The 21,774-nt window shown below is 71.9% G+C and carries 23 protein-coding genes and 2 pseudogenes; 19 read left to right on the top strand and 6 right to left on the bottom strand.

Annotated elements, in window-relative coordinates; all coding sequences use genetic code 11:
- The first annotated feature begins 124 nt into the window (after positions 1-124).
- From KBX00_RS27735 to KBX00_RS27685, 11 genes and pseudogenes are all read left to right on the top strand, one after another.
- A complete protein-coding gene (locus KBX00_RS27735) occupies positions 125-772 on the top strand; it encodes a DUF402 domain-containing protein (RefSeq protein WP_210831002.1) in 648 nt (215 codons plus the stop codon).
- Between the two features lie 246 nt (positions 773-1,018).
- Positions 1,019-1,498: a 30S ribosomal protein S16 gene (rpsP, locus tag KBX00_RS27730; RefSeq protein WP_210831001.1), complete on the top strand. Its 480-nt coding sequence runs from the start codon at positions 1,019-1,021 to the stop codon at positions 1,496-1,498.
- A 1-nt stretch (position 1,499) separates the two neighbouring features.
- The gene (locus tag KBX00_RS27725; protein WP_013732101.1) at positions 1,500-1,733 is read left to right on the top strand and encodes an RNA-binding protein; all 234 of its coding nucleotides are present in this window, start codon (positions 1,500-1,502) and stop codon (positions 1,731-1,733) included.
- On the top strand, positions 1,733-2,290 hold the full coding sequence (gene rimM, locus KBX00_RS27720) for a ribosome maturation factor RimM (RefSeq protein WP_210831000.1): 558 nt from the start codon (positions 1,733-1,735) through the stop codon (positions 2,288-2,290). The genes KBX00_RS27725 and rimM overlap by 1 nt, the downstream gene beginning before the upstream one ends.
- Before the next feature lie 15 nt (positions 2,291-2,305).
- Positions 2,306-3,079 (top strand): tRNA (guanosine(37)-N1)-methyltransferase TrmD, encoded by a 774-nt coding sequence (trmD, locus tag KBX00_RS27715; RefSeq protein ID WP_210830999.1) that lies wholly within the window; start codon positions 2,306-2,308, stop codon positions 3,077-3,079.
- 145 nt (positions 3,080-3,224) lie between these two features.
- On the top strand, positions 3,225-3,581 hold the full coding sequence (gene rplS, locus KBX00_RS27710) for a 50S ribosomal protein L19 (RefSeq protein ID WP_093401691.1): 357 nt from the start codon (positions 3,225-3,227) through the stop codon (positions 3,579-3,581).
- A 185-nt stretch (positions 3,582-3,766) separates the two neighbouring features.
- Positions 3,767-4,635, top strand: a pseudogene (lepB, locus tag KBX00_RS27705) (signal peptidase I).
- 9 nt (positions 4,636-4,644) lie between these two features.
- Entirely contained in the window at positions 4,645-5,280 is a 636-nt protein-coding gene (gene lepB, locus KBX00_RS27700) for a signal peptidase I (protein WP_210830997.1), read from the top strand.
- An 89-nt stretch (positions 5,281-5,369) separates the two neighbouring features.
- A complete protein-coding gene (locus tag KBX00_RS27695; protein WP_210830996.1) occupies positions 5,370-5,855 on the top strand; it encodes an NUDIX hydrolase in 486 nt (161 codons plus the stop codon).
- The gene (locus KBX00_RS27690) at positions 5,849-6,661 is read left to right on the top strand and encodes a ribonuclease HII (RefSeq protein ID WP_210830995.1); all 813 of its coding nucleotides are present in this window, start codon (positions 5,849-5,851) and stop codon (positions 6,659-6,661) included. Before KBX00_RS27695 ends, KBX00_RS27690 begins: the two co-directional genes overlap by 7 nt.
- Positions 6,658-6,981, top strand: a complete 324-nt coding sequence (locus tag KBX00_RS27685) for a DUF2469 domain-containing protein (RefSeq protein WP_007075222.1) — start codon at positions 6,658-6,660, stop codon at positions 6,979-6,981. Before KBX00_RS27690 ends, KBX00_RS27685 begins: the two co-directional genes overlap by 4 nt.
- A gap of 79 nt (positions 6,982-7,060) precedes the next feature.
- Here KBX00_RS27685 and KBX00_RS27680 read toward each other — a convergent pair whose 3' ends face one another.
- The gene (locus KBX00_RS27680; protein WP_210830994.1) at positions 7,061-7,711 is read right to left on the bottom strand and encodes a class I SAM-dependent methyltransferase; all 651 of its coding nucleotides are present in this window, start codon (positions 7,709-7,711) and stop codon (positions 7,061-7,063) included.
- Between the two features lie 200 nt (positions 7,712-7,911).
- Between KBX00_RS27680 and KBX00_RS27675 the strand changes: the two genes are divergently transcribed.
- Positions 7,912-8,607, top strand: coding sequence for a peptidoglycan DD-metalloendopeptidase family protein (locus tag KBX00_RS27675; RefSeq protein WP_210831007.1), 696 nt, complete (start codon positions 7,912-7,914; stop codon positions 8,605-8,607).
- On the opposite strand, the gene KBX00_RS27670 is transcribed toward KBX00_RS27675, so the two are convergent.
- The 5 genes from KBX00_RS27670 to KBX00_RS27650 form a co-directional block, all read right to left on the bottom strand.
- A complete protein-coding gene (locus KBX00_RS27670; RefSeq protein WP_210830993.1) occupies positions 8,541-9,722 on the bottom strand; it encodes an aminotransferase class V-fold PLP-dependent enzyme in 1,182 nt (393 codons plus the stop codon). The genes KBX00_RS27675 and KBX00_RS27670 overlap by 67 nt on opposite strands.
- 143 nt (positions 9,723-9,865) lie before the next feature.
- On the bottom strand, positions 9,866-10,936 hold the full coding sequence (locus KBX00_RS27665; RefSeq protein WP_210831006.1) for a tyrosine recombinase XerC: 1,071 nt from the start codon (positions 10,934-10,936) through the stop codon (positions 9,866-9,868).
- A gap of 75 nt (positions 10,937-11,011) precedes the next feature.
- Entirely contained in the window at positions 11,012-12,256 is a 1,245-nt protein-coding gene (locus KBX00_RS27660; protein WP_210830992.1) for a DNA-processing protein DprA, read from the bottom strand.
- The gene (locus KBX00_RS27655; RefSeq protein WP_210830991.1) at positions 12,253-13,770 is read right to left on the bottom strand and encodes a YifB family Mg chelatase-like AAA ATPase; all 1,518 of its coding nucleotides are present in this window, start codon (positions 13,768-13,770) and stop codon (positions 12,253-12,255) included. Before KBX00_RS27655 ends, KBX00_RS27660 begins: the two co-directional genes overlap by 4 nt.
- A 70-nt stretch (positions 13,771-13,840) precedes the next feature.
- Positions 13,841-14,203, bottom strand: coding sequence for a YraN family protein (locus tag KBX00_RS27650; protein WP_210830990.1), 363 nt, complete (start codon positions 14,201-14,203; stop codon positions 13,841-13,843).
- Between the two features lie 143 nt (positions 14,204-14,346).
- On the opposite strand from KBX00_RS27650, the pseudogene KBX00_RS27645 reads away from it, so the two are divergent.
- The 7 genes and pseudogenes from KBX00_RS27645 to rlmN all read left to right on the top strand — a co-directional run bounded on the left by KBX00_RS27645 (position 14,347) and on the right by rlmN (position 21,746).
- A pseudogene (locus KBX00_RS27645) lies at positions 14,347-15,277 on the top strand (hypothetical protein).
- 231 nt (positions 15,278-15,508) lie between these two features.
- Complete coding sequence (rpsB, locus tag KBX00_RS27640) at positions 15,509-16,402, top strand: 30S ribosomal protein S2 (RefSeq protein ID WP_210830989.1); 894 nt, start codon at positions 15,509-15,511, stop codon at positions 16,400-16,402.
- A gap of 133 nt (positions 16,403-16,535) precedes the next feature.
- The gene (gene tsf / locus KBX00_RS27635; RefSeq protein ID WP_210830988.1) at positions 16,536-17,363 is read left to right on the top strand and encodes a translation elongation factor Ts; all 828 of its coding nucleotides are present in this window, start codon (positions 16,536-16,538) and stop codon (positions 17,361-17,363) included.
- A 155-nt stretch (positions 17,364-17,518) separates the two neighbouring features.
- Positions 17,519-18,286: a UMP kinase gene (pyrH, locus tag KBX00_RS27630; RefSeq protein ID WP_093401681.1), complete on the top strand. Its 768-nt coding sequence runs from the start codon at positions 17,519-17,521 to the stop codon at positions 18,284-18,286.
- An 80-nt stretch (positions 18,287-18,366) separates the two neighbouring features.
- Entirely contained in the window at positions 18,367-18,924 is a 558-nt protein-coding gene (gene frr, locus KBX00_RS27625) for a ribosome recycling factor (protein WP_210831004.1), read from the top strand.
- Positions 18,925-19,203: 279 nt separating this feature from the next.
- On the top strand, positions 19,204-20,490 hold the full coding sequence (locus KBX00_RS27620; protein WP_210830987.1) for a phosphatidate cytidylyltransferase: 1,287 nt from the start codon (positions 19,204-19,206) through the stop codon (positions 20,488-20,490).
- Positions 20,491-20,594: 104 nt separating this feature from the next.
- The gene (rlmN, locus tag KBX00_RS27615; protein WP_210830986.1) at positions 20,595-21,746 is read left to right on the top strand and encodes a 23S rRNA (adenine(2503)-C(2))-methyltransferase RlmN; all 1,152 of its coding nucleotides are present in this window, start codon (positions 20,595-20,597) and stop codon (positions 21,744-21,746) included.
- Positions 21,747-21,774: the final 28 nt, after the last annotated feature.

Here is a 21,774-nt window from a genome sequence, read left to right as displayed (position 1 = left end):
CCCCCACCCCCCATCCCGCGTCGATCTTGCACTTTCCGTCGGGTCGAATGCCGTCAAAGCGGGCGTATCGCCGACCAAAAGTGCAAGATCGGCGGAGAGTGGGGTGGGGCGGTAGGGTCGGGTTGTGGGGTTCGAGCCGGGGCGGTTGGTCGTGCATCGCAATGTGCGGCGAGGGCGGGTCGGCTGGGTCCGGCCGGCCCGGGTGGTCAGCGACGACGAGCGCGGGTTGCTGCTCTGGGTGGCCGAGGGCACGCCGGTGGCGGCCGAGGTCAACGAGGCCGGGCAGGGCATGCGGGCGGTGCCCTTCCGGGAGTGGTTGACCCCGACCTACCGCCTGGCGCAGGGCCGCTGGAACGGCCCACCCTTGTTGAAGTTCCTGCCGACCGGTGCGGCCCACTCGGTCTGGTGGTTCCGCGACGTGCGGGGTCGCTTCGCCGGCTGGTACGTCAATCTGGAGGAACCCGGCGTCCGGTGGGACGACGGCGAGTTGGCCGGCGTCGACATCGTCGACCAGGATCTCGACGTGTGGGTCCGTCCGGATCGCAGCTGGGAGTGGAAGGACGAGGACGAGTTCGTCGAGCGGCTCGCCTTTCCGGAGCACTACTGGGTGACCGACGAGACGGCGGTGCGGGCCGAGGGGAAACGGGTGATCGCACTGGCCGAGGCGGGGGTCTTCCCCTTCGACGGCACCTGGTGCGACTTCACCCCGCCGCCGCACTGGACGGCTCCCGATCGCCTGCCGGACGGCTGGGATCGGCCACCGGTCCGCTGACCGGCCAGGGTGTCGTTCGTCACGTAAGGTCCGTCTCGGGTGACGTCTGCCGGTGCGGTGTGAGCGTTCCGGGGAGGATCTGGCAGAATGGCTGGCTGGTATCCGGCGCGTGTCCGGCGCCCTCTAACCCGGGCGCGTCGCCAGTCCACCCGAGCGGTCTCCGGCCCAACCCCACTGTGCCGGTTGGCGCTCACCCGTGCACCGCCCGTACCGGGTCGGTGAGATCGCAACAGGAGCGAAACAACCGTGGCCGTAAAGATCCGGCTCCTGCGGATGGGCAAGATCCGCAACCCGCAGTACCGCATCGTCGTCGCCGACTCGCGCACCAAGCGCGACGGCCGGGCGATCGAGTTCGTCGGCATCTACCAGCCGAAGGAAGACCCTTCGGTCATCGAGGTCAAGTCGGAGCGGGTCCAGTACTGGCTGTCCGTCGGCGCCCAGCCCAGCGAGGCGGTGCAGCGGCTGCTGGAGCTGACCGGTGACTGGCAGAAGTTCAAGGGCCTGCCGGCCCCGCCGCCGCTGAAGGTCGCTCCCGAGCGGGCCGACCGCAAGGCGGCCTACGAGGCCGAGGCGAAGGCCGCCGCGGGTGTGGCCGACACCCCGGCCAAGCCGGCGAAGAAGGCCGCCAAGGCCGCCGAGGCCCCGAAGGCCGCCGAGGCCCCGAAGGCCGAGGAAGCCCCGAAGGCCGAGGAGCAGCCCGCCACGGACTCCGGCGAGCAGGCCTGACATGGCGCTGCGGCCGGCGTTGGAGCACCTGGTCAAGGGCATCGTCGACCACCCTGACGACGTGCGCGTCCGGATGGTCGACTCCCGTCGGGGCAAGCGGCTGGAGGTCCGGGTGCATCCCGAGGACCTGGGCACCGTGATCGGGCGGTCCGGCCGGACCGCCAAGGCGCTGCGCCAGGTGATCGGCTCCATCGGTGGGCGCGGCGTACGCGTCGACATCGTCGACTCGTACTGATGCAGCTCATCGTCGGCAGGATCGGTAAGCCGCACGGCATCCGCGGTGAGGTCACCGTGGAGGTGCGTACCGACGAGCCCGAGACGCGGTTCGCCCCCGGCATGGTGCTCAAGACCATGCCGGGGGCGAACGTCGCCCCGCCCGCACCGGACGGTCCCGGTGTGCCGTTCCGGACGCCCGACACGTTGACCGTCGAGTCCGCGCGTCAGCACCAGGGGCGGCTGCTCGTCGCCTTCGACGGGGTGCTGGACCGCGACGTCGCCGAGGCACTGCGGGGCACCCTGCTCGCGGTGGACAGCGCCGACGTCACCCCGCCGGAGGATCCGGAGGAGTTCAACGACCACCAGTTGGTCGGGTTGGCGGTGGTGACCCCGACCGGCGAGCGGCTGGGTGAGGTGGCCCGGATCGACCACGCGCCCGCCTCCGATCTGCTGGTGCTGCGGCGTCCCGAGGGGCGTACGGCACTGATCCCCTTCGTGAAGGCGATCGTTCCCGAGGTCGATCTCGCCGGTGGCCGGGTCGTGGTGGACCCACCCGACGGCCTGCTCGATCTCTAGCTGGCGGAGCCTCTGATGCGCGTCGACATCGTGTCGATCTTTCCGGAGTACTTCGCACCGCTGGACCTGTCGCTGATCGGCCGAGCGCGGGCCAACGGCACGCTTCGGCTGGCCGTACACGATCTGCGGGGCTGGACCAACGACGTGCACCGGACCGTCGACGACACCCCGTACGGCGGCGGACCCGGCATGGTCATGCGGCCGGAGCCGTGGGGCGAGGCGTTGGACGCCCTGGCACCGGCGGAGCTGACCCCGCCGCGGCTGCTGGTGCCGTCGCCGGCCGGGGTTCCCTTCAGCCAGGCGCTGGCCCACGAGCTGGCCGCCGAGCCGCACCTGCTGTTCGCCTGCGGCCGGTACGAGGGCATCGACCAGCGGGTCCTCGACCACGCGGCGACGCGGATGCCGGTCACCGAGGTGAGCCTCGGCGACTATGTGCTCTTCGGCGGTGAGGTGGCGGTGCTGGTGATCCTGGAGGCGGTGACCCGGCTGCTGCCGGGGGTGCTCGGCAACGCCGGTTCGCTGACCGAGGAGTCCCACGCGCACGGGCTGCTGGAGGCGCCGATGTACACCAAGCCGGCGACCTGGCGCGGACTGCCGGTCCCGGAGGTGCTCCGTTCCGGCGACCACGGCCGAATCGCCCGCTGGCGTCGCGACGAGGCGCTGGTCCGGACCGGTCGCCGCCGGCCGGACATGCTCACCGGGCTGGATCCGCAGAGCCTGGACAAACGGGACGTGGCGGCGTTGGACCGGGCCGGATTTCAGGTGCCGGGACCGGATGTGGCAAAGTAGAGGGGTTGCCGCAGTCGTCCGCGCCCGTGGGCGGTTGCGAGGATCTCCGACCGGGGCCGGCTCGCGTCGGCCACCACCCGGGGATCAGTATCACCCATCCGCGCGCCGAGTGACGGTGCGCCGTGAGCCTCACGAGGACACAGCGATGAACATCCTGGACGCCCTTGACGCCCAGTCGAAGCGCACCGACCTGCCCGACTTCCGTGCCGGTGACACCGTCAAGGTGCACGCCCGGGTGGTCGAGGGGGCCCGGTCCCGGGTCCAGATCTTCCAGGGCGTCGTCATCCGCCGCCAGGGTGCCGGGCTGCGCGAGACCTTCACCGTCCGCAAGCTCAGCTTCGGCGTCGGCGTCGAGCGGACCTACCCGATCAACAGCCCGGCGATCGACCGGATCGAGGTCGTGGTGCGCGGTGACGTCCGCCGGGCGAAGCTCTACTACCTGCGTGAGCTGCGCGGCAAGAAGGCCAAGATCAAGGAGCTGCGCGAGAAGCAGCCCAGCTGATCTCGCACCGCGCCACGCCGCCCGAGCTGCGCGTATGCCGTACCGCCCAGTCGGCACTACCCTGGTCGTACGGGCGCAGCGCGGCGGTGACCCGCCTCGTGTGTGGCGGGTGACCTCCACTACCGCCCGGGGAGCCTCGACGAGGTTCCCGGGCGGTAGTTGTTTCTGCGGACCGGGGAGTGGGCGTGGTACAGGCGCTTGACGACAGCGGTGCGGCCGATCCGTGGCGTCGGCGCACCCGGCGCGGTAAGCGGCAGATGCCGCTCTGGCAGGAGCTACCGCTGCTGCTCATCGTCGCCTTCTGCCTGGCGGTGCTGATCCGTACCTTCCTGCTCCAGGCATTCTTCATCCCCTCCGGGTCGATGGAGGACACCCTGCTCGTCGGCGACCGGGTCGTGGTCAACAAGGTCGTCTACAACGTCCGGAACCCGCAGCGCGGCGAGGTCGTGGTCTTCCGGGGCACCGACCAGTGGGTTCCACAGGTGGACGTGCAGCCGCCCACCAGCTTCGCCGACAAGCTCGGCCGCACCGTCGGCGATCTGGTCGGCGTCGGTCGGCCCGGCGAGAAGGACTTCATCAAGCGCGTCATCGCGCTGCCCGGGGACCGGGTGAGCTGCTGCGACGACCAGGGCCGGGTGTTGGTCAACGGCACCCCGTTGGACGAGTCGGCGTACGTGCTGCGCGACTCGCCGCTGGATCTTCCACCGAATCCGCAGGAGTGCCGTTCCCGCCGGTTCGAGGAGATCGTCGTCCCGCCCGGTCAGATGTTCGTCCTCGGCGACCACCGGCAGGTCTCGCAGGATGCGCGCTGCCAGGGCACGGTGCCGATCGACAACGTGGTCGGACGGGCGTTCGCGGTGGTCTGGCCCTCCGACCGGTGGCATTCGCTGCCGATCCCGGACACCTTCGCCACCGTCGCTCCGCCACCCACAGCCGGTGGGGCGGCCCCGGTACGCCCCGACTCCGACGGAGGTGTCGTCCTGCTGATCCCGATTGCGACCGCGCTATCCGTTCTCGCGCGTTCCGGACGGTGGCGCTCGGTCGGGCAACGTAGGCTCCTCCCGTGATTGACGAGCAGACCGACAAGCCGCGCCACTCCTTCTGGAAGGAACTGCCCATCCTCCTCGGGGTGGCGATCCTGGTCGCGGTACTGGTACGCGCCTTCGTACTGCAGACCTTCTTCATTCCCTCGCCGTCGATGGAGAACACTCTCAAGATCGACGATCGGGTACTTGTCAACAAGCTCGTCTACCACACCCGTTCGCCGCATCGCGGCGAAGTGATCGTCTTCAAGGCGCCGCTGGAGTGGAGTGGCAATCCGGCGGGGGAGGACTTCATCAAGCGGGTGATCGGTGTCGGCGGCGACCGGGTGGTCTGCTGCGACGACCAGGACCGCTTGCTGATCAACGGCGTACCGCTCGACGAGCCGTACATCTTCTCGGTCGACGGTCAACGGGACAAGCCGGCGGACCAGGAGTTCGACGTGCAGGTGCCCGAGGGTCGGCTCTGGGTCATGGGCGATCACCGATCCGCCTCCGGGGACTCGCTGGAGCACTACCAGCAGTCCGGGCAGAACATCGAGGCCGCCACCATTCCCGAGGACGACGTGGTGGGGCGGGCCTTCACCATCTTCTGGCCGTTCGACCGGGCCAGGATCCTGACCGTGCCGGACGAGTTCGAGGCCATTCCGAGTTCCTGACCAGGGTCGGCACCGTCGGTGGGCGGGCGCCCACCGGTCCCGGACAGCGCGGCGTGGGCGACGTCGCAGGCATCTGGCAGTCTGGTGCGGTGACCGTCTACACCCCGAGGTGTGCCGCTCGCGTCCTGCTTGTCGACGCGACCGGTCGGTTGCTGCTGTTCCGCGGCTTCGACCCCGCCCGTCCGGAACGCGGCCGGTGGTGGTTCACCCCAGGCGGAGGACTTGACCCGGGAGAGACGTACGCCGAGGGCGCGATCCGCGAGCTGGCCGAGGAGACCGGGCTCCGCCTGACCGTGGCCGACGTCGGTCAGCCGGTGCACGCCGACGTGATCGAGTTTTCCTTCGGCGGCGTCTGGTACCGGCAGGAGCAGCAGTTCTTCCTGGTACGGGTGACGACGCACGAGGTCGACACCGCGGGGTTCAGTGAGGTTGAGCGGGGCAGCGTCGACGGTCACCGGTGGTGGTCGGCGGACGAGTTGCGCGGCACCCGGGAGCGCTGCTATCCACTTGACCTTGCCGAGGTTCTGGCCCGCGCGTTGGGCACGACGGCTGTCATCGAGGGACGGGCATGCTGACGCCACCACGCACCGTGGTCCGCCGCGAGGCCGGCCTCTACGCGTTGGAGCGGGCCCTGCAACGGCGCGGCTTCCGGCATGTCGCCGGTGCCGACGAGGCCGGCCGCGGTGCCTGCGCCGGGCCGCTGGTCGCCGCTGCCGCAGTGCTGCCGGAGGGCCGGCGGGGCGAGATCGACGGGCTGGCCGACTCCAAGTTGCTGACCCCGGCCAGCCGGGAACGGATCCACGACGAGGTTGTCGAGCGCGCGCTGGCGTACGCGGTGGTGGTCATCCCGGCCGACGAGGTCGACGCCCGGGGGCTGCACGTGTGCAACCTGGCCGCGATGCGCCGAGCGCTGGCCTCGCTCGCGGTCCGGCCGGAGTACGTGCTGACCGACGGGTTCGGCGTGGACGGCCTGGGTGCGCCCGGGCTCGCGGTGTGGAAGGGCGACCGGGTGGCCGCCTGCGTGGCGGCGGCGAGCGTGCTGGCGAAGGTCACCCGGGACCGGATCATGGTCGACCTGGACGCCGAGCATCCCGGCTACGGGTTCGCCGAGCACAAGGGGTACATCACCGCCGAGCACACCGCCGCGCTGCGTGAGCGTGGGCCGTGCCGGGAGCACCGCTACTCGTACGTCAACGTGGCCGCCGTCTCCGGGCTCGACGGCCGGCCACCCCGCTCGCGGCGACCGCTCGGCGCAAGCCGGGACGTGCCGATGGGGCGCTCGGGCGCCGTAGGGGGTACGGTCGGCGTGGCGTTGGGCGAGCAGCCTCGGCCTCCGGCGCCGGTGGGGGAAGATGTGGTCATGGAAGGCGGAGTGCGATGAGCGCGGAAGATCTCGAGAAGTACGAGACCGAGATGGAGCTCCAGCTCTACCGGGAGTACCGCGACATCGTCCGCCAGTTCTCCTACGTGGTGGAGACCGAGCGCCGGTTCTACCTGGCCAACCAGGTCGACCTGCACGTCCGCAACTCCGACGGCGAGGTCTACTTCGAAGTCGAGATGCACGACGCCTGGGTCTGGGACATGTACCGTCCTGCCCGGTTCGTGAAGAATGTCCGGGTTATGACGTTTAAGGACGTGAACGTCGAGGAGTTGGAGAAGCCGGACATCTCCCTGCCCGCAGACTCGGGCTTCGGCGGCTGACCCCGGGTACCGGCTGAGCATGGCGACGGCGTACCCCCACCCGCGTCGTCCCGCGTCCACAGTGCACCGGCTTGGTTCGTCAGTGCCCGGCGGCCGCCGGGCGCCCGACGAACTCGAACATCGTCGCGCCGACGGGCCGCTGCCGAGACGGACCGAGCAGCCGGTGTGCGCCCACGCCGACCCCCTCCGCCGGAGTGCTGACCGCGACCTGCTCGAACCCCTCCGCGACGAACCAGTCGCAGATCGTCGGCACCAGGTCCGGCTCCCGTCGGCCCCGGGTCCAGACGACGGTCCCGCCGGCTGCGCAGAGCCAGGCGCAGTGTCCCACCACCGCGCGTACGTCGGCATCGGAGATGTTGCCGAAGATGCCGCAGGCCAGCACCAGGTCGGCCGGGACCATCCCGACGTAGGCGTCGCTGTCGGCCGCGTCGCCGCGCCTCACCTCGACCCCGGACAGCCCCGCCTCGCGGACGGCGGCGCGAGCCAACTCCACGTTGCGGGGCTCCTGCTCGACCAGCAGAGCGGTCACCTCACCGCCACGCGGATGGGTTGCCAGCACGGGAATCAGATCCCGGCCCTGCCCGGCGCAGAGGCTGACCGCCCGCAGTGGTCCCGGCGGTGCCTCGTCCAAGGCGGCGCCGATCCGCCGACGCACCTCGGTCAGCCGCCGCGACAGCGACGAGTCCGGATCCTCGTAGGGGTGGTGCCAGGCGTACCAGTCGCGGGTCACGCCCCGAGCCTAGGCGACGATCGCCCATAGCAGATCGACCAGTTCGTGCGTGGACTGTCCACAGGACGCCCGCTCGTCCACAGATCGGCCGCCCGGGGCGGTGGACTCCGATGGGCCCGGTCAGGCTCGACGGCATGTCGCCACGGATGTCGATACTCGGCGGACTCACGACGCTCCTGCTGCTGGCACCCACCGGACCTATGGGCGGTGCGGCCGGGGTGCCTGGTTGGTCGCCCTCGCCGGCCGTACCGGATGGTCGGCCGTCCCCGTCGCCCCCGCCGGCCGGCTGGTCGCGCCCGGTGGCTGCACCGCAGGCGGGCGGCACGGCGGACGTCGGTGGTGGCGGCCCGTTGCGGTGGCCGGTCGAGGGAGTGCCGCAGATCGTCGGTGGCGGGCGGTTCCGGTGGCCGGTCGACGGTGTGCCACGGCCGGTTCGCCGGTACCGCCCGCCGCCCCGACCATGGCTGGCCGGTCATCGGGGAGTCGACCTGCTCGCCCCGGCCGCCGCCACGATCCGGGCGGCCGGAGCCGGCACGATCCTGTTCGCCGGCATGGTCGCCGGCCGGCCGGTGGTCACCGTCGGCCACGCCGACGGCTTACGGACCACCTACGAGCCGGTCCAACCGGCCGTCACCGTGGGCACGGTGGTGCCGGCCGGGGCACCCCTGGGCACGCTACTGACCGGGCACGCCGGCTGTCCGGCCGCCGCCTGCCTGCACTGGGGACTGCGCCGGGGAGACGACTACCTCGACCCGCTGGCCCTGCTCGGCCTCGGCCGGGTCCGACTGCTGCCCGTCGGTGACCTCACCGTCGCCGCGGGTGCGTCCGCTCACCGCTGGGCGAGCAGACCGGGCAGCCCGACCGCCAGGCGCTCGTACTCCTCGGGCGCGTTGTAGACCTGGCCGCACAGCCGCAGCCAGCCGCGGCCGTCCCAGGTCGTGACGGCGACCTGGGCGGCGAGCCGCTCGGCGATCCGGGTCTGCAACGCCCGGGCACCGTCCAGGGTCGTGGCGAGGCCCGCCGGCAACGGGATCAGCCGCATGGCGACCGTCGGTCCGCCGGGGTCGGGCAGGTCGGCCGGTGGCACACCGAGCGCGTCACCCACCACCCGCTGCCCGTACGCGGCCAGTCCGGCGTTGTGCGCGCGTACCCGCTCGACCCCGAGGCTGCGCAGCGCGTAGAGCCCCGCCGGCGCGCTCAACCAGGCCGTGTAGTCGGAGGTGGCCTGCCACTCCAGGCGAGCCGGGAAGCCCGAGTCCTGTTCCCAGGAGACGACGAGCGGCTCGATCCGGTCCCGCCACGGGACAGCCACCACCAGTACGGCGGTGCCGCGCGGTGCGTACCCCCACTTGTGCAGGTTGCCCACCCAGAAGTCGGCGCCGATGCTGTGCACCGACGCCGGCAGCATGCCCGGCGCGTGGGCGGCGTCGACAAGCACCGGTACGCCGTGCTCCCCGGCCACCCCGACGATCGCGGCGACCGGGAACAACCGGGCCGTGGCCGAGGTGAGCTGGTCGACCACCAGCAGGCGGGTACGGCCCGGCCGCAACCCCTCCCGCACGATCTGCACCACCTCCTCGTCGGTGGCGGTCAGCGGCACCCGCAGGACCCGGTGCGTCGCCCCGGTGCGGCGGCACTCCCGACGGATGGAGTGTGCGACGGCACCGTAGCCGTGGTCGGTGGTGAGCACCTCGTCGCCGGTCCGCAGCCCCAGGGACTGGAACACCACGGCGGCGCCGGTGGTGGCGTTCGTGGTCAGGGCGGTGCCGTCGGGATCGGCGCCGAGGAAACCCGCGAGGTGCCGGCGAGTGTGCGCGATCCGGTCGACCAGGCCCTGCGTGAAGAACCGCAGCGGGTCGGCCTCCATCTCGTCGCGCAGCCGTTGCTGGGCGCGCTGCGCCACGACCGGAACCGCCCCGAACGAGCCGTGATTGAGATGACTGACCGCCGGGTCGAGGGAGAAGAGCAGGCGGGCGCCCGTGATCGGCTCGGGCGGTGGCGGGACGCTCACCTGATGATCATAGCCGTCGGGCTCGGTGGGCCAGGTGATGCTTGCCGCCGTATCACCGGTCAGGGACGACGCGCCGCCTCTTACGGCCAGGGACCGCCTTCCGCCGCCGGCAGAGTCGTCCGTGCCCCTGGACCGTGCGGTCGTCAGGCGCGCGGGTGCGCCTGACGGTAGGCGGCCCGGAGTCGCTCCACCGAGACGTGCGTGTAGATCTGGGTGCTGGCCAGCGAGGAATGACCGAGCAGTTCCTGCACCGCCCGTAGGTCCGCCCCGCCTTCGAGCAGGTGGGTGGCGGCGGTGTGGCGCAACGCGTGCGGACTCGTCCGGGGCAGCCCCGCGGCCTCGGCGTGGTCGCCGACGATCCGACGAGCCATGGTCGGATGCAGCCGACCACCCCGGGCGCCGAGCAGCAGCGCGTCCCGGGAATCGGAGACCGCCAGCACCGGGCGCCCGTGCCGCAGCCAGTCGTCGAGGGCGCGTTGCGCCGGCAGGCCGTACGGCACCGTCCGCTCCCGCCCACCCTTGCCGCGTACCCGAACGACCCGCCGATCCTGGTCGACGTCGGCCGTGTCGATTCCGCACACCTCGCTGACCCGTACTCCGGTGCCATAGAGCAGTTCGAGTAGTACCCGGTCGCGCAGCCGTACCGCCTCGCCGGTGTTCTCGAACGCACCGGTCGCGGGTGCACCTTCGGTGGTCGCCGGATCGGCGTCGGATGCCGGCCCGCCGGGTGTCGGCCCGCCCGGTGTCGGCTCGCCGGCTGGGGGTGTGGCCGGGCGGCGGCCGGGTCTGGCGACCAGCAGGGCCGCCTGTTCGGGACGGAGCACCGTGGGCAGTGTCCGGCGCGGCCGAGGGCTTGCCAGCGTGGCGGCGACGTCGGTGGGCAGCAGCCCTTGCCGGTGGGCCCAGGCGCTGAAGGTTCGCGCCGTGGCGGCCCTGCGGGCCAGCGAGGTGCGGGCGGCGCCGGTGGTGCGCTGCCGGGCCAGCCAACTGCGTACCGTGTCGAGGCTCAGCTCGGCCACCTCGGTGCAGCCCATCCGCCCGGCATGATCCAAGAGCGACACCAGATCGGCGACGTACGCCCGCACGGTGTGTGCCGAGCGGTTTCGGACCGAGGCCAGATGCCCCGCGAACTCGTCCACCGCGTCCCGCAGTGGTGCCGACAGCGCGTCGTGCATTGCCTGGGTGCCGCTGGTGGTCGGCCCCTGCCCGCCCATCCTGCCCACGAGATCCACCCTACGGCCGGCCCGCCCGGACGGCGAACAGGTGGCCCGCCAGGCGGTATCCGATGATCAGGCGGAAGGTGGGGCGTCACCGCCGATCAGCCTGCTCACCGGCGTGCTCGGACCGGGCTGGTCCGGCGTGCTCGGCCGGCTCGGCGGGACCAGGGCGTAGCCGTCCTCCCGGCGTACCACCAGGGCCAACTCCTCCAACAGCGGTAGTTTGCGCAGCACCGTGCGGACGGCAAGGCCCGCCCGCACGGCCAGGGCATCCACATCGATGCGGCCGCGTCGCGGCATCGCCTCCACTATCGACCGGGCGTCGTCGTCGAGCAGATCGGTGGGACGCTCGGGCCCACGCGGCACCGGGGCCAACTCGCCGATCCGACCCACCTCCTCCAGCACGTGGGCGAGGCCGGTCACCAGCCGCGCCTCCAGGTGCTCCCGAAGCACCTCGTGGGCACCGACCGACATCGCCGAGGTGACCGGGCCCGGGACCACCATCGCCGGTCGACCCAGGGCGATGGCCCGCCGGGTGGTCTGCGTGGCGCCGCTGCGGGCCGCCGCCTCGACCAGCACGGTGCCCCGGGTGCCCGCCGCGATCACCCGGTTGCGGATGAGAAAGCGGGGACGCAGCGGCTCCGCGCCCGGCGGCCACTCGCTTACCAGCAGACCGGTGTCGGCGATCCGGTCGAACAGCGCCGCGTTGCCCATCGGGTACGCGCGGTCCACCCCGCAGGCGAGCACCGCGACGGTGCGCCCACCGGCGTTCAGCGCCCCACGGTGCGCGGCGGCGTCGATGCCGAACGCGCCGCCGGAGACGACGGTCCAGTCCCGGTCGGCCAGGCCGTAACCCAGATCCGTCGCGACGTGGGTGCCGTACGCCGTGGCGGCCCGCGAACCGACCACCGCCACGGACCGGTCCAGCGCCTCCGCCAGCGGCCACGAGCCGCGTACCCAGAAGCAGAGCGGCGGGGCGGTCTCGACGTCCACCCGGCGGCGGACGTCGGACAGGCGGAGCGTGCGCAGGTGCTCCACCGTTCCCGGCCATTCGTCGTCGCCGGGGATGACGACCCGGACGCCGAGTCGTTCGGCGCGGTGCAGCGCCTCGGCGGCGAGCACCCGGGCGTCACCGCCCCGGCTGCGCGCCGCCACCGACTCGCGCAGCGCCTGCTGGGGTGCTCCACCGTCCAGCAGCAGGTCCAGCGCGCCCACTGGGCCGAGTTCGTCGACCAGCCCGTGCACCGACCGGGTCCCCGGCTCGGCCAGCCAGGCCAACGCCACCCGTGCCAGGGTCAACTGCTCATGGTTGCTCACGTGCCCTCTCCCGTCCTGAGCGTGATGGCCTCGCTCACGTCTCCTGCGTCCGGCCGCGCCCGCCCGTCGAGGTCGGCGATCGTCCAGGCGAGCCGGACGACCCGGTCGAAGCCACGGGCGGAGAGCGAGCCGGAGTCGAGCCGGGACCGCAGATCGACGGTGACCCGGCCGGGCAGCTGCCACGGCGCCCGACGTAGCTGCGGGCCGGGTATCTCGGCGTTGAGCCGCCGACCCAGCGGTGCCCAGCGCTCGGCCGCCGCCGCACGTGCCGCCGCCACCCGCCCGGCGACCACTGCGGAGGATTCGTGACTGGTCGCCTCCATCAGCTCGGCGGCACGCATCGGCGGCAGCCGCACCTGGAGATCGATTCGGTCGAGCAGCGGACCGGAGAGCCGGCCGAGGTAACGACGGCGGGCCTGCGGGGCACACTCACAGCGGTCGTCGCCGGCCGGGTTCGCACACGGACACGGATTGGCCGCGAGGACCAGTTGGGCGCGGGCCGGATACTCGGCGCTGCCCCGGCTGCGGGTCAGCAGCACCCGGCCGTGCTCCAACGGCTGACGCAACGCCTCAAGCGCCGCCTTGCTGAACTCGGGTGCCTCGTCCATCAGCAGTACCCCACGGTGGGCGAGCGAGATCGCACCGGGGCGGGCGAGCCCCGAGCCGCCACCGACGATCGAGGGGACGGTCGCGGTGTGATGAGGTGCCTGGAATGGCGGACGGCGGATCAGTCGGCCACCCGCGGGCAACAGGCCAGCGACCGAGTGCAGCGCGGTGACCTCCAGCGCCGCCTCGTCGTCAAGTTCCGGCAGGACCGACGGCAGGCGTTCGGCGAGCATCGTCTTGCCCGCTCCCGGAGGCCCGATCAGCGCCAGGTGGTGGCCACCGGCGGCGGCGATCTCCAGAGCACGTCGGCCCAGCCCCTGCCCGGCAACCTCGGCCAGGTCGGGACCGGGTGCGGGCGGGGGCGGAGCGTCGACCGGTGGCTCGATCAACGGCGCGCCGTCGCGGACGAAGGCGACCAGCCGGTGCAGGGTGTCGACGCCGCGGACCAGCAGCCCGGGCACGACCGCCGCCTCGGCGGTGTTGGCGGCCGGAACGATCACCCGGCGGACGCCGGCTCTCGCCGCTGCGGCGACCATCGGCAGTACGCCCCGGACCGGTCGCACGGTGCCGTCCAGGCCCAACTCCCCCAGGACCGCCACCCCGTCCAGCGGCAGCAGCGGAAGCTCGCCGGAGCCTCCGAGCAGCGCCACCGCGATCGCGAGGTCGAACGCCGAACCGAACTTGGGCAGGGTGGCCGGTAGCAGGTTGAGGGTGATCCGGCGGTTCGGCCACCGTTGGCCGGAGTTGACCACCGCAGCCCGGACCCGGTCGCGCGCCTCGTGCAGAGCGGTGTCGGGCAAGCCGGAGATCACCACTCCGGGCAGGCCGGCGGCGAGGTCCACCTCCACCTCCACCAACTGCCCGGTCACCCCGACCAGACCGACGCAGAGCACCCGGGCGTAACTCATCGCGCGACTCCCTCGGCGTGCAGATGAGGCACCACCACACCGCGCCGGATGATTCGCTCGCTGCGCTCGCTCATCGGAAGGCGTCCTTGAGGTGCTCGACCTGCGCCCGGCCGAGACGAGGCAGTAGCACCGAGATGACGTCGAAGCGCACCTCGTCGGCGGTGGTGCCGGTGGTGGCGAGCCAGGCGGCGGCAAGCCCCCGCAACCGCCGGACCTTGCGGGGCACCACCGCCTCGGCGGGGCTGCCGAAGGTGGCGGTACGGCGCGTCTTCACCTCGCAGAAGGCGAGCACCGGCCCGTCCCAGGCGATGATGTCGATCTCTCCGGTGCGACAGCGCCAGTTGCGGGCCACCGGGCGTAGTCCCGCCTCGATGAGGTGCCGCACGGCGCAGCGTTCCCCGTACCCGCCGATCGCCTGGTTCCGCTTGGTCATGGCCGGCACCCTGCTCCGTGCCGGGACTCGCGGCGACCCCGTCGTGGTGACCTGTGGACAACCAAGGGTGTTGTGGACGACCGGACGATCATGTCCTAGATGTGCTATTGCGAGCTTCCCGGGCTGGCCAGGTGCGGGGTCGAATGGCGCACCAACCGCTTGTCGCATACGGTGCCGGGCGTGGACGGACGACGCAGTTTCGCCGACGACCAGGAATCGCGCTGGTACCCGGGCGACCATGACCGTGGCTACACCGACCCACAGTGGCGTCCGGCGGGAGAGGGGCACTACCCCGGCGACGAACCCCGCGCGGTACCCGAGCAGCGCGGTGACGACGACGACCGGTACGGCTCGCCGCGGCGCGCGGCCCTGCCGGACCCGCTCGGCGACGTGGCGGGGGAGACCGAGCGTTACCGGGGGTCGCGTGCCCGCCGAGCGGAACCGGCGGACCCGGACGTCTCCGGTGAGTTGCCGGTCGACCGCCCCGGCCGGCGTGCCGCTTACGAGGCGGGCCCGACCAGCGGCGGAGCGCCGTTGTCCACGGATCCGACCCGTGCCGTGCTGGCCGGATACCCGATCGTCGAGGCCAAGCGTGGACCCGAGACGACGAACCCGCTGGAGCAGCCGACCGGGCCGGTGCCGTCGGTGACACCCCGGACGCAACCGCCGGTGGGCGAGGTTCCACCCGGCCCCGCCGACGTCGTGACCGGTCACCCGGCGGCTGGCCAGCCGGTATCCGGTCATCCGGCGGGCGGCGCGCAGCCCGGGGACGGCGTCTACCGGACGCGGCGGCCGGTGCTCGCGGTGATCTTCGCCGCGCTGGTCGTGATCTTCGAGGTACCGGCGGCGCGGGTGCTGCTGCACGGCGCGACCGCCGATCCGGTGGCCGCCGGGGACGTGCTGGCGGGCACGTTCCTGGTCTGCGGGCTGCCGATCTTCGCGGCTGGCCTCTACGGGCTGCGGACGACCGGGTTCTCGTTGAGCGACGGCGCCCGGGGGTGGCTGCGCCCGCCGACGGCCTACCTCACGGTCGGCCTGGCGCTCTTCCTGGTGGCCGCGATCGCCGTCGGCTGAGCCGGGGAGCTGTCCCGCACCCGGGCGTGGCACGGTCGGAAGGGCGCGTACACTGGTCAACCGGCGACCGCCTCGTGCGGTCGACCTCGCGTGCCCTCCTCACGAGTCGTCGTGCGGCGGCGGCCTCCCTGGTCCCGACCCCGGTCGGGCCCACCATGGTCGACGACCGGGCACCAGGACGCCCGGCCGCCGGCCGGGCGGGACAACCAGGGACCGCAAGGAGTGCGAATCATGGCCGTCGTGACGATGCGTCAGCTGCTGGAGAGTGGTGTTCACTTCGGGCACCAGACCCGGCGCTGGAACCCGAAGATGAAGCGCTTCATCTTCACCGAGCGCAACGGCATCTACATCATCGACCTTCGCCAGACCCTCGACTACATCGAGAAGGCGTACGACTTCGTGCGCAACACGGTGGCCGAGGGCGGCAGCATCCTGTTCGTCGGCACGAAGAAGCAGGCGCAGGAGGCGATCGCCGAGCAGGCGACCCGCGTCGGCCAGCCGTACGTCAACCACCGCTGGCTCGGCGGCATGCTGACCAACTTCCAGACGGTTTACAAGCGGCTGCAGCGGATGAAGGAGCTGGAGGCCCTCGGCGACCTCAGCGGTACCGCCGCCGGCTACACCAAGAAGGAGACCCTGCAGCTCTCCCGCGAGAAGATCAAGCTGACCCGCACCCTGGGCGGCCTGCGGGACATGCAGAAGCTCCCGGCCGCGGTCTGGGTGGTCGACACCAAGAAGGAGCACATCGCCGTCGACGAGGCTCGCAAGCTGGGCATCCCGGTGATCGCCGTGCTCGACACCAACTGCGACCCCGACGAGGTCGACTTCCCGATTCCGGGCAACGACGACGCGATCCGCTCGGCCGAGCTGCTGACCAAGGTCGTCGCGGCCGCCGTCGCCGATGGCCTGATCGCCCGCTCCGGTCGTCGCCGGGGCGGCGACGAGAAGCCGGAGGCGGGTGTCGCCACCGACGAGCCGCTGGCCGAGTGGGAGCGCGAGCTGCTCGAGGAGCCGAAGAAGACCGCCGAGCAGCAGCCGACGGCCGAGCAGCAGCCGACCGCCGAGCAGCAGCCTGCGGCCGAGCAGCCCGCAGCCGAGCAGCCGGCCGCCGTCTCCGGCCAGTGACCGTACCGCCGCCCGGTCACCGTCCGTTCCGCCGACGGTGACCGGCGGCGGGTAGACCGGGCACGAACCTCTCGGAACCGGGTAATCGTCACCGCAGACCATTCCACGCAGTCTCAACACCGAAGAGAGAGCCATGTCCCAGATCACCGCCGCGGACGTCAAGAAGCTCCGCGACCTGACCGGCGCCGGCATGATGGACAGCAAGAAGGCGCTGACCGAGGCCGAGGGCGACTTCGACAAGGCCGTCGAGATCCTGCGCGTCAAGGGCGCCAAGGACGTCGGCAAGCGGGCCGGCCGGACCGCCGCGAACGGTCTGGTCGCGCACTCCGGCAAGGCGTTGCTCGAACTCAACTGCGAGACCGACTTCGTCGCCAAGAACGACAACTTCGTCGCGCTGGCGCAGCAGCTCGTCGAGCACGGCGAGCGGGCCGGCGTCAGCAACGCCGAGGAGTTGCTCGCCACCGAACTCGACGGCCGCACCGTCGCCGACCTGGTCCAGGAGCAGTCCGCCAAGATCGGCGAGAAGCTGGTGCTCAACCGGTTCGCCAAGCTCGACGGCACCGTCGCGGTCTACCTGCACCGTAAGGCGCAGGACCTGCCGCCGGCGGTCGGCGTGTTGGTGCAGTACACCGGCAAGACCGACGAGGCCGGCGACGCCGACGCCCGTGGCACCGCGATGCAGATCGCCGCGATGCGGCCGCAGTACCTCACCCGCGACGAGGTGCCGGCCGAGGTCGTCGAGTCCGAGCGGCGCATCGCCGAGCAGACCGCCCGCGAGGAGAACAAGCCCGAGGCCGCGCTGCCGAAGATCGTCGAGGGCCGGGTCAACTCCTTCTTCAAGGACTTCGTCCTGCTGGAGCAGTCCTCGGTGACCGACAACAAGAAGACGGTGAAGCAGGTGCTGGCCGAGGCGGGCATCGAGGTCACCGGCTTCGTGCGGTTCGAGGTCGGCCAGGCCTGAGCCGGCTCGGGGCGTACCGCGCCCGTGGGCTGGGAGCAACGACGAGACGAGGGGGCCGCCGGTGTACGCGACGCACACCGCGGCCTCCTCGTCCCATAAGGTCGGCAGCGGCAGGTACGCGCACCTGAGCGCGCCAGTGGGGGAAGGACGGGCGGATGACGCAGGTTGTGAGTGACCGGACGCTGGCGGCGGACGATCCGACGGCACCACCGCCCGGCCGGGCCCGGCGGGTGGTGTTGAAACTGTCCGGCGAGGTGTTCGGTGGGGGCGCGATCGGCGTCGACCCGGACGTCGTGCAGGCCATCGCCCGGCAGATCGCCACCGTGGTACGCCGGGGTGTGCAGGTCTCCGTGGTGGTCGGCGGTGGCAACTTCTTCCGGGGCGCGGAGTTGCAGAAGCGGGGCATGGACCGCGCCCGGGCCGACTACATGGGCATGCTCGGCACCGTGATGAACTGCCTGGCCCTCCAGGACTTCCTGGAGAAGGAGGGCATCGAGACCCGGGTGCAGAGCGCCATCACGATGGCCCAGGTGGCCGAGCCGTACATCCCGCTGCGGGCGATCCGGCACCTGGAGAAGGGCCGGGTGGTCATCTTCGGTGCCGGCGCGGGCATGCCGTACTTCTCCACCGACACGGTGGCCGCCCAGCGCGCACTGGAGATCCACGCGGATGTCGTGCTGATGAGCAAGAACGGCGTGGACGGCGTCTACACGGCCGATCCCCGGATCGATCCGACCGCCAGCAAGTTCGACTCGATCACCTTCTCCGAGGTGCTGCGTCGCAACCTCCGGGTCGCCGACGCGGCCGCCTTCAGCCTCTGCATGGAGAACGGCCTGCCGATGCTGGTCTTCGGCGCGCAGGGCGACGACACCATCGTCCGGGCCGTGGGTGGCGACAAGATCGGCACGCTGATCACCACCTGAGCCGACCGCCGACGGCGATCCCGGCGGTCCCGGTGACCCGACAAGCCCACGACGAGCACAAGAAGGAGGCGAGGAGACCGGTGATCGACGACACCCTCCTCGAGGCCGAGGAGAAGATGGAGCGTGCGGTCGAGCACGCCAAGGAGGAGTTCGGCGCCATCCGCACCGGTCGCGCGACTCCAGCCATGTTCTCCAAGATCATCATCGACTACTACGGCAGCCCGACCCCGCTGACGCAGATGGCGTCGGTGGCCGTCCCCGAGCCGCGGATGGCCATCATCAAGCCGTACGACAACTCGCAGATCAATGCGATGGAGAAGGCGATCCGCGACTCGGACCTCGGGGTCAACCCGAACAACGAGGGCAACCAGCTGCGCATCCTGCTCCCGCAGATGACCGAGGAGCGCCGCCGGGACATGATCAAGGTGGCCCGGCACAAGGGTGAGGAGGCGAAGGTCGCCATCCGCAACATCCGCCGCAAGGGCAAGGAGGAGCTGGACCGGCTCGTCAAGGACGGCGAGGTCGGCGAGGACGAGGGCCGCCGCGCGGAGAAGGAACTGGACGACCTGACCCAGCGCTACGTCTCGCACGTCGACGAGTTGGTCAAGCACAAGGAGTCCGAACTCCTGGAAGTCTGACGCCGAGGTCACCACCTGCTTGATCATGAAGTTGTCGCCCCCGCCACCGGCGTGGCGTGGTGACAACTTCATGATCAAGGCTGCGGGAGCGGGCACCGGTACGTCCTGCCGGGCGGGCGGGTGCAGTAGGCTCGGCACGATTCCCGGTGGCCCGACGGTGAACGGTGGGGATCGGCCAGCCGACAGGCCGGCACATAGACGGAGCGCCTCGCGCGAGTAGGGGATGGTAGTGGCTGTGCGGCAAATGGTGGATTTCGTACCGCTTCCCCCTGGTGCGTGATGTCCCACCTCGACCCCTACGGCGGCGCCGAGGCCCGTGACTGGGATCGGCCGGACCGACCCACCTCGCTGCCCTGGCCGGACCCGGACGTCGAGCCCGGTCCGTGGGGCCGTGGCCGGTACGGCGGCGACCGGCCCGCCCAGGAGCACCGCGACGGGCGCGGACCCGGCAGCTGGGACCAGCCACCGAACGGGCGCGGCGGAGCCCGCGACCTGGACCACGGTGACGCACCCACCGCCCAGATCGCGCCGGTGCGGACCGGTACCGGTCGGGACCACGACGACGCACCCACCACCCAGCTGACGCCGGTGCGGGAGCACGACGACGCGCCGACCACCCAGCTCGCCGCCGTCCCGCCGGGGAACGCCGGCCTCGGGACGCCAGAGCCCGACGGGACGGACGGGCCGGGTCGGCGCCACCGGGGCCGGCGTCGGGCCGGTGCTGGTCGACCAGCCACGCAGCAGGGCGCGAGCCGGGCCGGGCGAAACCTGCCGGCGGCCATCTCGGTCGGGGTGTGCCTGGGTGCGGCGGTGCTGCTGCCCCTGTTCCTCTACACCCCGGCGTTTCTGCTGGTGCTCGCGGCCGCGTTCGGCGTCGGCATCTGGGAGATGTCCCGCGCGGTGCGTCGTGGCGGCGCCGAGGTGCCGCTGGTGCCGCTGGTCGCCGGTGGGGTGCTCACCGTCACCATGGCCTGGTTCGCCGGGCTCGACGCGCTCCTGCTCGGCCTCGTGGTCACGGTGGCGGGCACCCTGGTCTGGCGGCTCGGCGATGGTACGGCCAACCTCCGGCGGGACCTGACCGCGACGATCCTGATCTCGGTGTACGTGCCGTTCCTCGGCGGTTTCGCCGCCCTGCTCGCGTCGTCTCCCGGTGACGGTGCGCTGCGGGTGCTGGTGACGCTTGTCGCGGTGGTGCTCTCCGACACCGGGGGATACGCGGCCGGCGCCAACTTCGGTAAGCGGCCGATGGCACCGACGATCAGCCCGAAGAAGTCCTGGGAGGGCTTCGCCGGCTCGGTCGGCGCGGCGGCCCTGGGCAGTGCCGTGCTGCTCTGGCTGTTGTTCGACGTGGCACCCTGGTGGGGCGCCGTGTTCGGGGTGGCGATCTCGGGCGCCGCGGTCCTCGGTGACCTCGCCGAGTCGATGATCAAGCGGGATCTCGGCGTGAAGGACATGAGCAACCTGCTGCCCGGGCACGGCGGCCTGATGGACCGGCTCGACTCCGTGCTGTTCGCGGTGCCGACGGCGTACCTGCTGCTCGTGGTGTTCGTTCCGGCGGTGAACTGAGGCATGACCCACGTCGGCGCGACCAGGAAGCGGACGAGGCGGCCGCGGATCCGGCATCTCCGCAGGGGTGCGTTCCGGGCCGGGCGTGCCAGACTGGACGGGTCATGACGAGTCTTCCCCTGATTCCGGTCGACCCGGACGCGCCGGGTGCGCGCCGGGCCGCGATGCCACCACAACACCTCGCCGACCTCGACCTCGCCGGCCGCAAGGACCTGGTCACGAAGCTGGGCGAGTCGGCGTTCCGGGCCCGACAGGTCTCCACCCACTACTTCGGCCGGCTGGTGCGTGACCCCGCGCAGATGACCGACCTGCCGGCGTCGTCCCGCGAGCGCCTCGCCGACCAGCTGCTGCCCCGACTGCTCACCCCGGTACGCGAACTGGCCTGCGACGACGGCGCGACCCGCAAGGCGTTGTGGCGGTTGCACGACGGCTCGCTGGTGGAGAGCGTGCTGATGGGCTACCCGGACCGGGTCACCGTCTGCATCTCCAGCCAGGCCGGGTGTGGCATGGCGTGCCCGTTCTGCGCGACCGGCCAGGCCGGTCTGACCCGCAACCTCTCCACTGCCGAGATCGTCGACCAGGCGGTGTACCTGGCGGGCGTGGCCGCCTCGGGCAAGGTCGCCGGGTCACCGCCCAGGCTGTCTCACGTGGTCTTCATGGGCATGGGCGAGCCGCTGGCGAACTACAACCGGGTGATCGCCGCGATCCGCCGGCTGGTCGCGCCGGCGCCCGAGGGGCTCGGCCTGTCGCAGCGGCACATCACCGTTTCCACGGTCGGGCTGGTGCCGGCCATCCACCGACTGGCCAGCGAAGACCTCTCGGTGACCCTTGCGTTGTCGCTGCATGCCCCCGATGATGAGCTGCGCGACGAACTCGTGCCGGTCAACCAGCGCTGGAAGGTGTGCGAGGTGCTGGACGCAGCCTGGGCCTACGCGGCCCGCACGGGCCGTCGTGTGTCGATCGAGTACGCGATGATCAAGGACGTGAACGACCAGCCGTGGCGAGCTGACCTGCTCGGCCGGCTGTTGGCCGGCAAGTTGGCCCACGTGAACCTGATCCCGCTGAACCCGACTCCGGGCAGCCGCTGGGACGCCAGCCCGAAGCCGGTCGAGCGGGAGTTCGTCCGGCGGTTGCGCGACGCCGGGGTGTCCACCACGGTGCGGGACACCCGAGGTCGCGAGATCGACGGAGCATGTGGGCAGCTGGCCGCCGCGGAGGACAGTGGCACCGACCCGGCCGGTGAGATGACGGCGTGACCGGGCGTGGCGAACGAGACCAGGAGAC

This window comes from Micromonospora sp. C95 (genome assembly GCF_018070465.1).
Taxonomy (GTDB): Bacteria; Actinomycetota; Actinomycetes; order Mycobacteriales; family Micromonosporaceae; genus Micromonospora.
The sequence above is the reverse complement of the archived record's forward strand: the minus strand, read 5'-3'. Positions and strand labels throughout refer to the sequence as shown.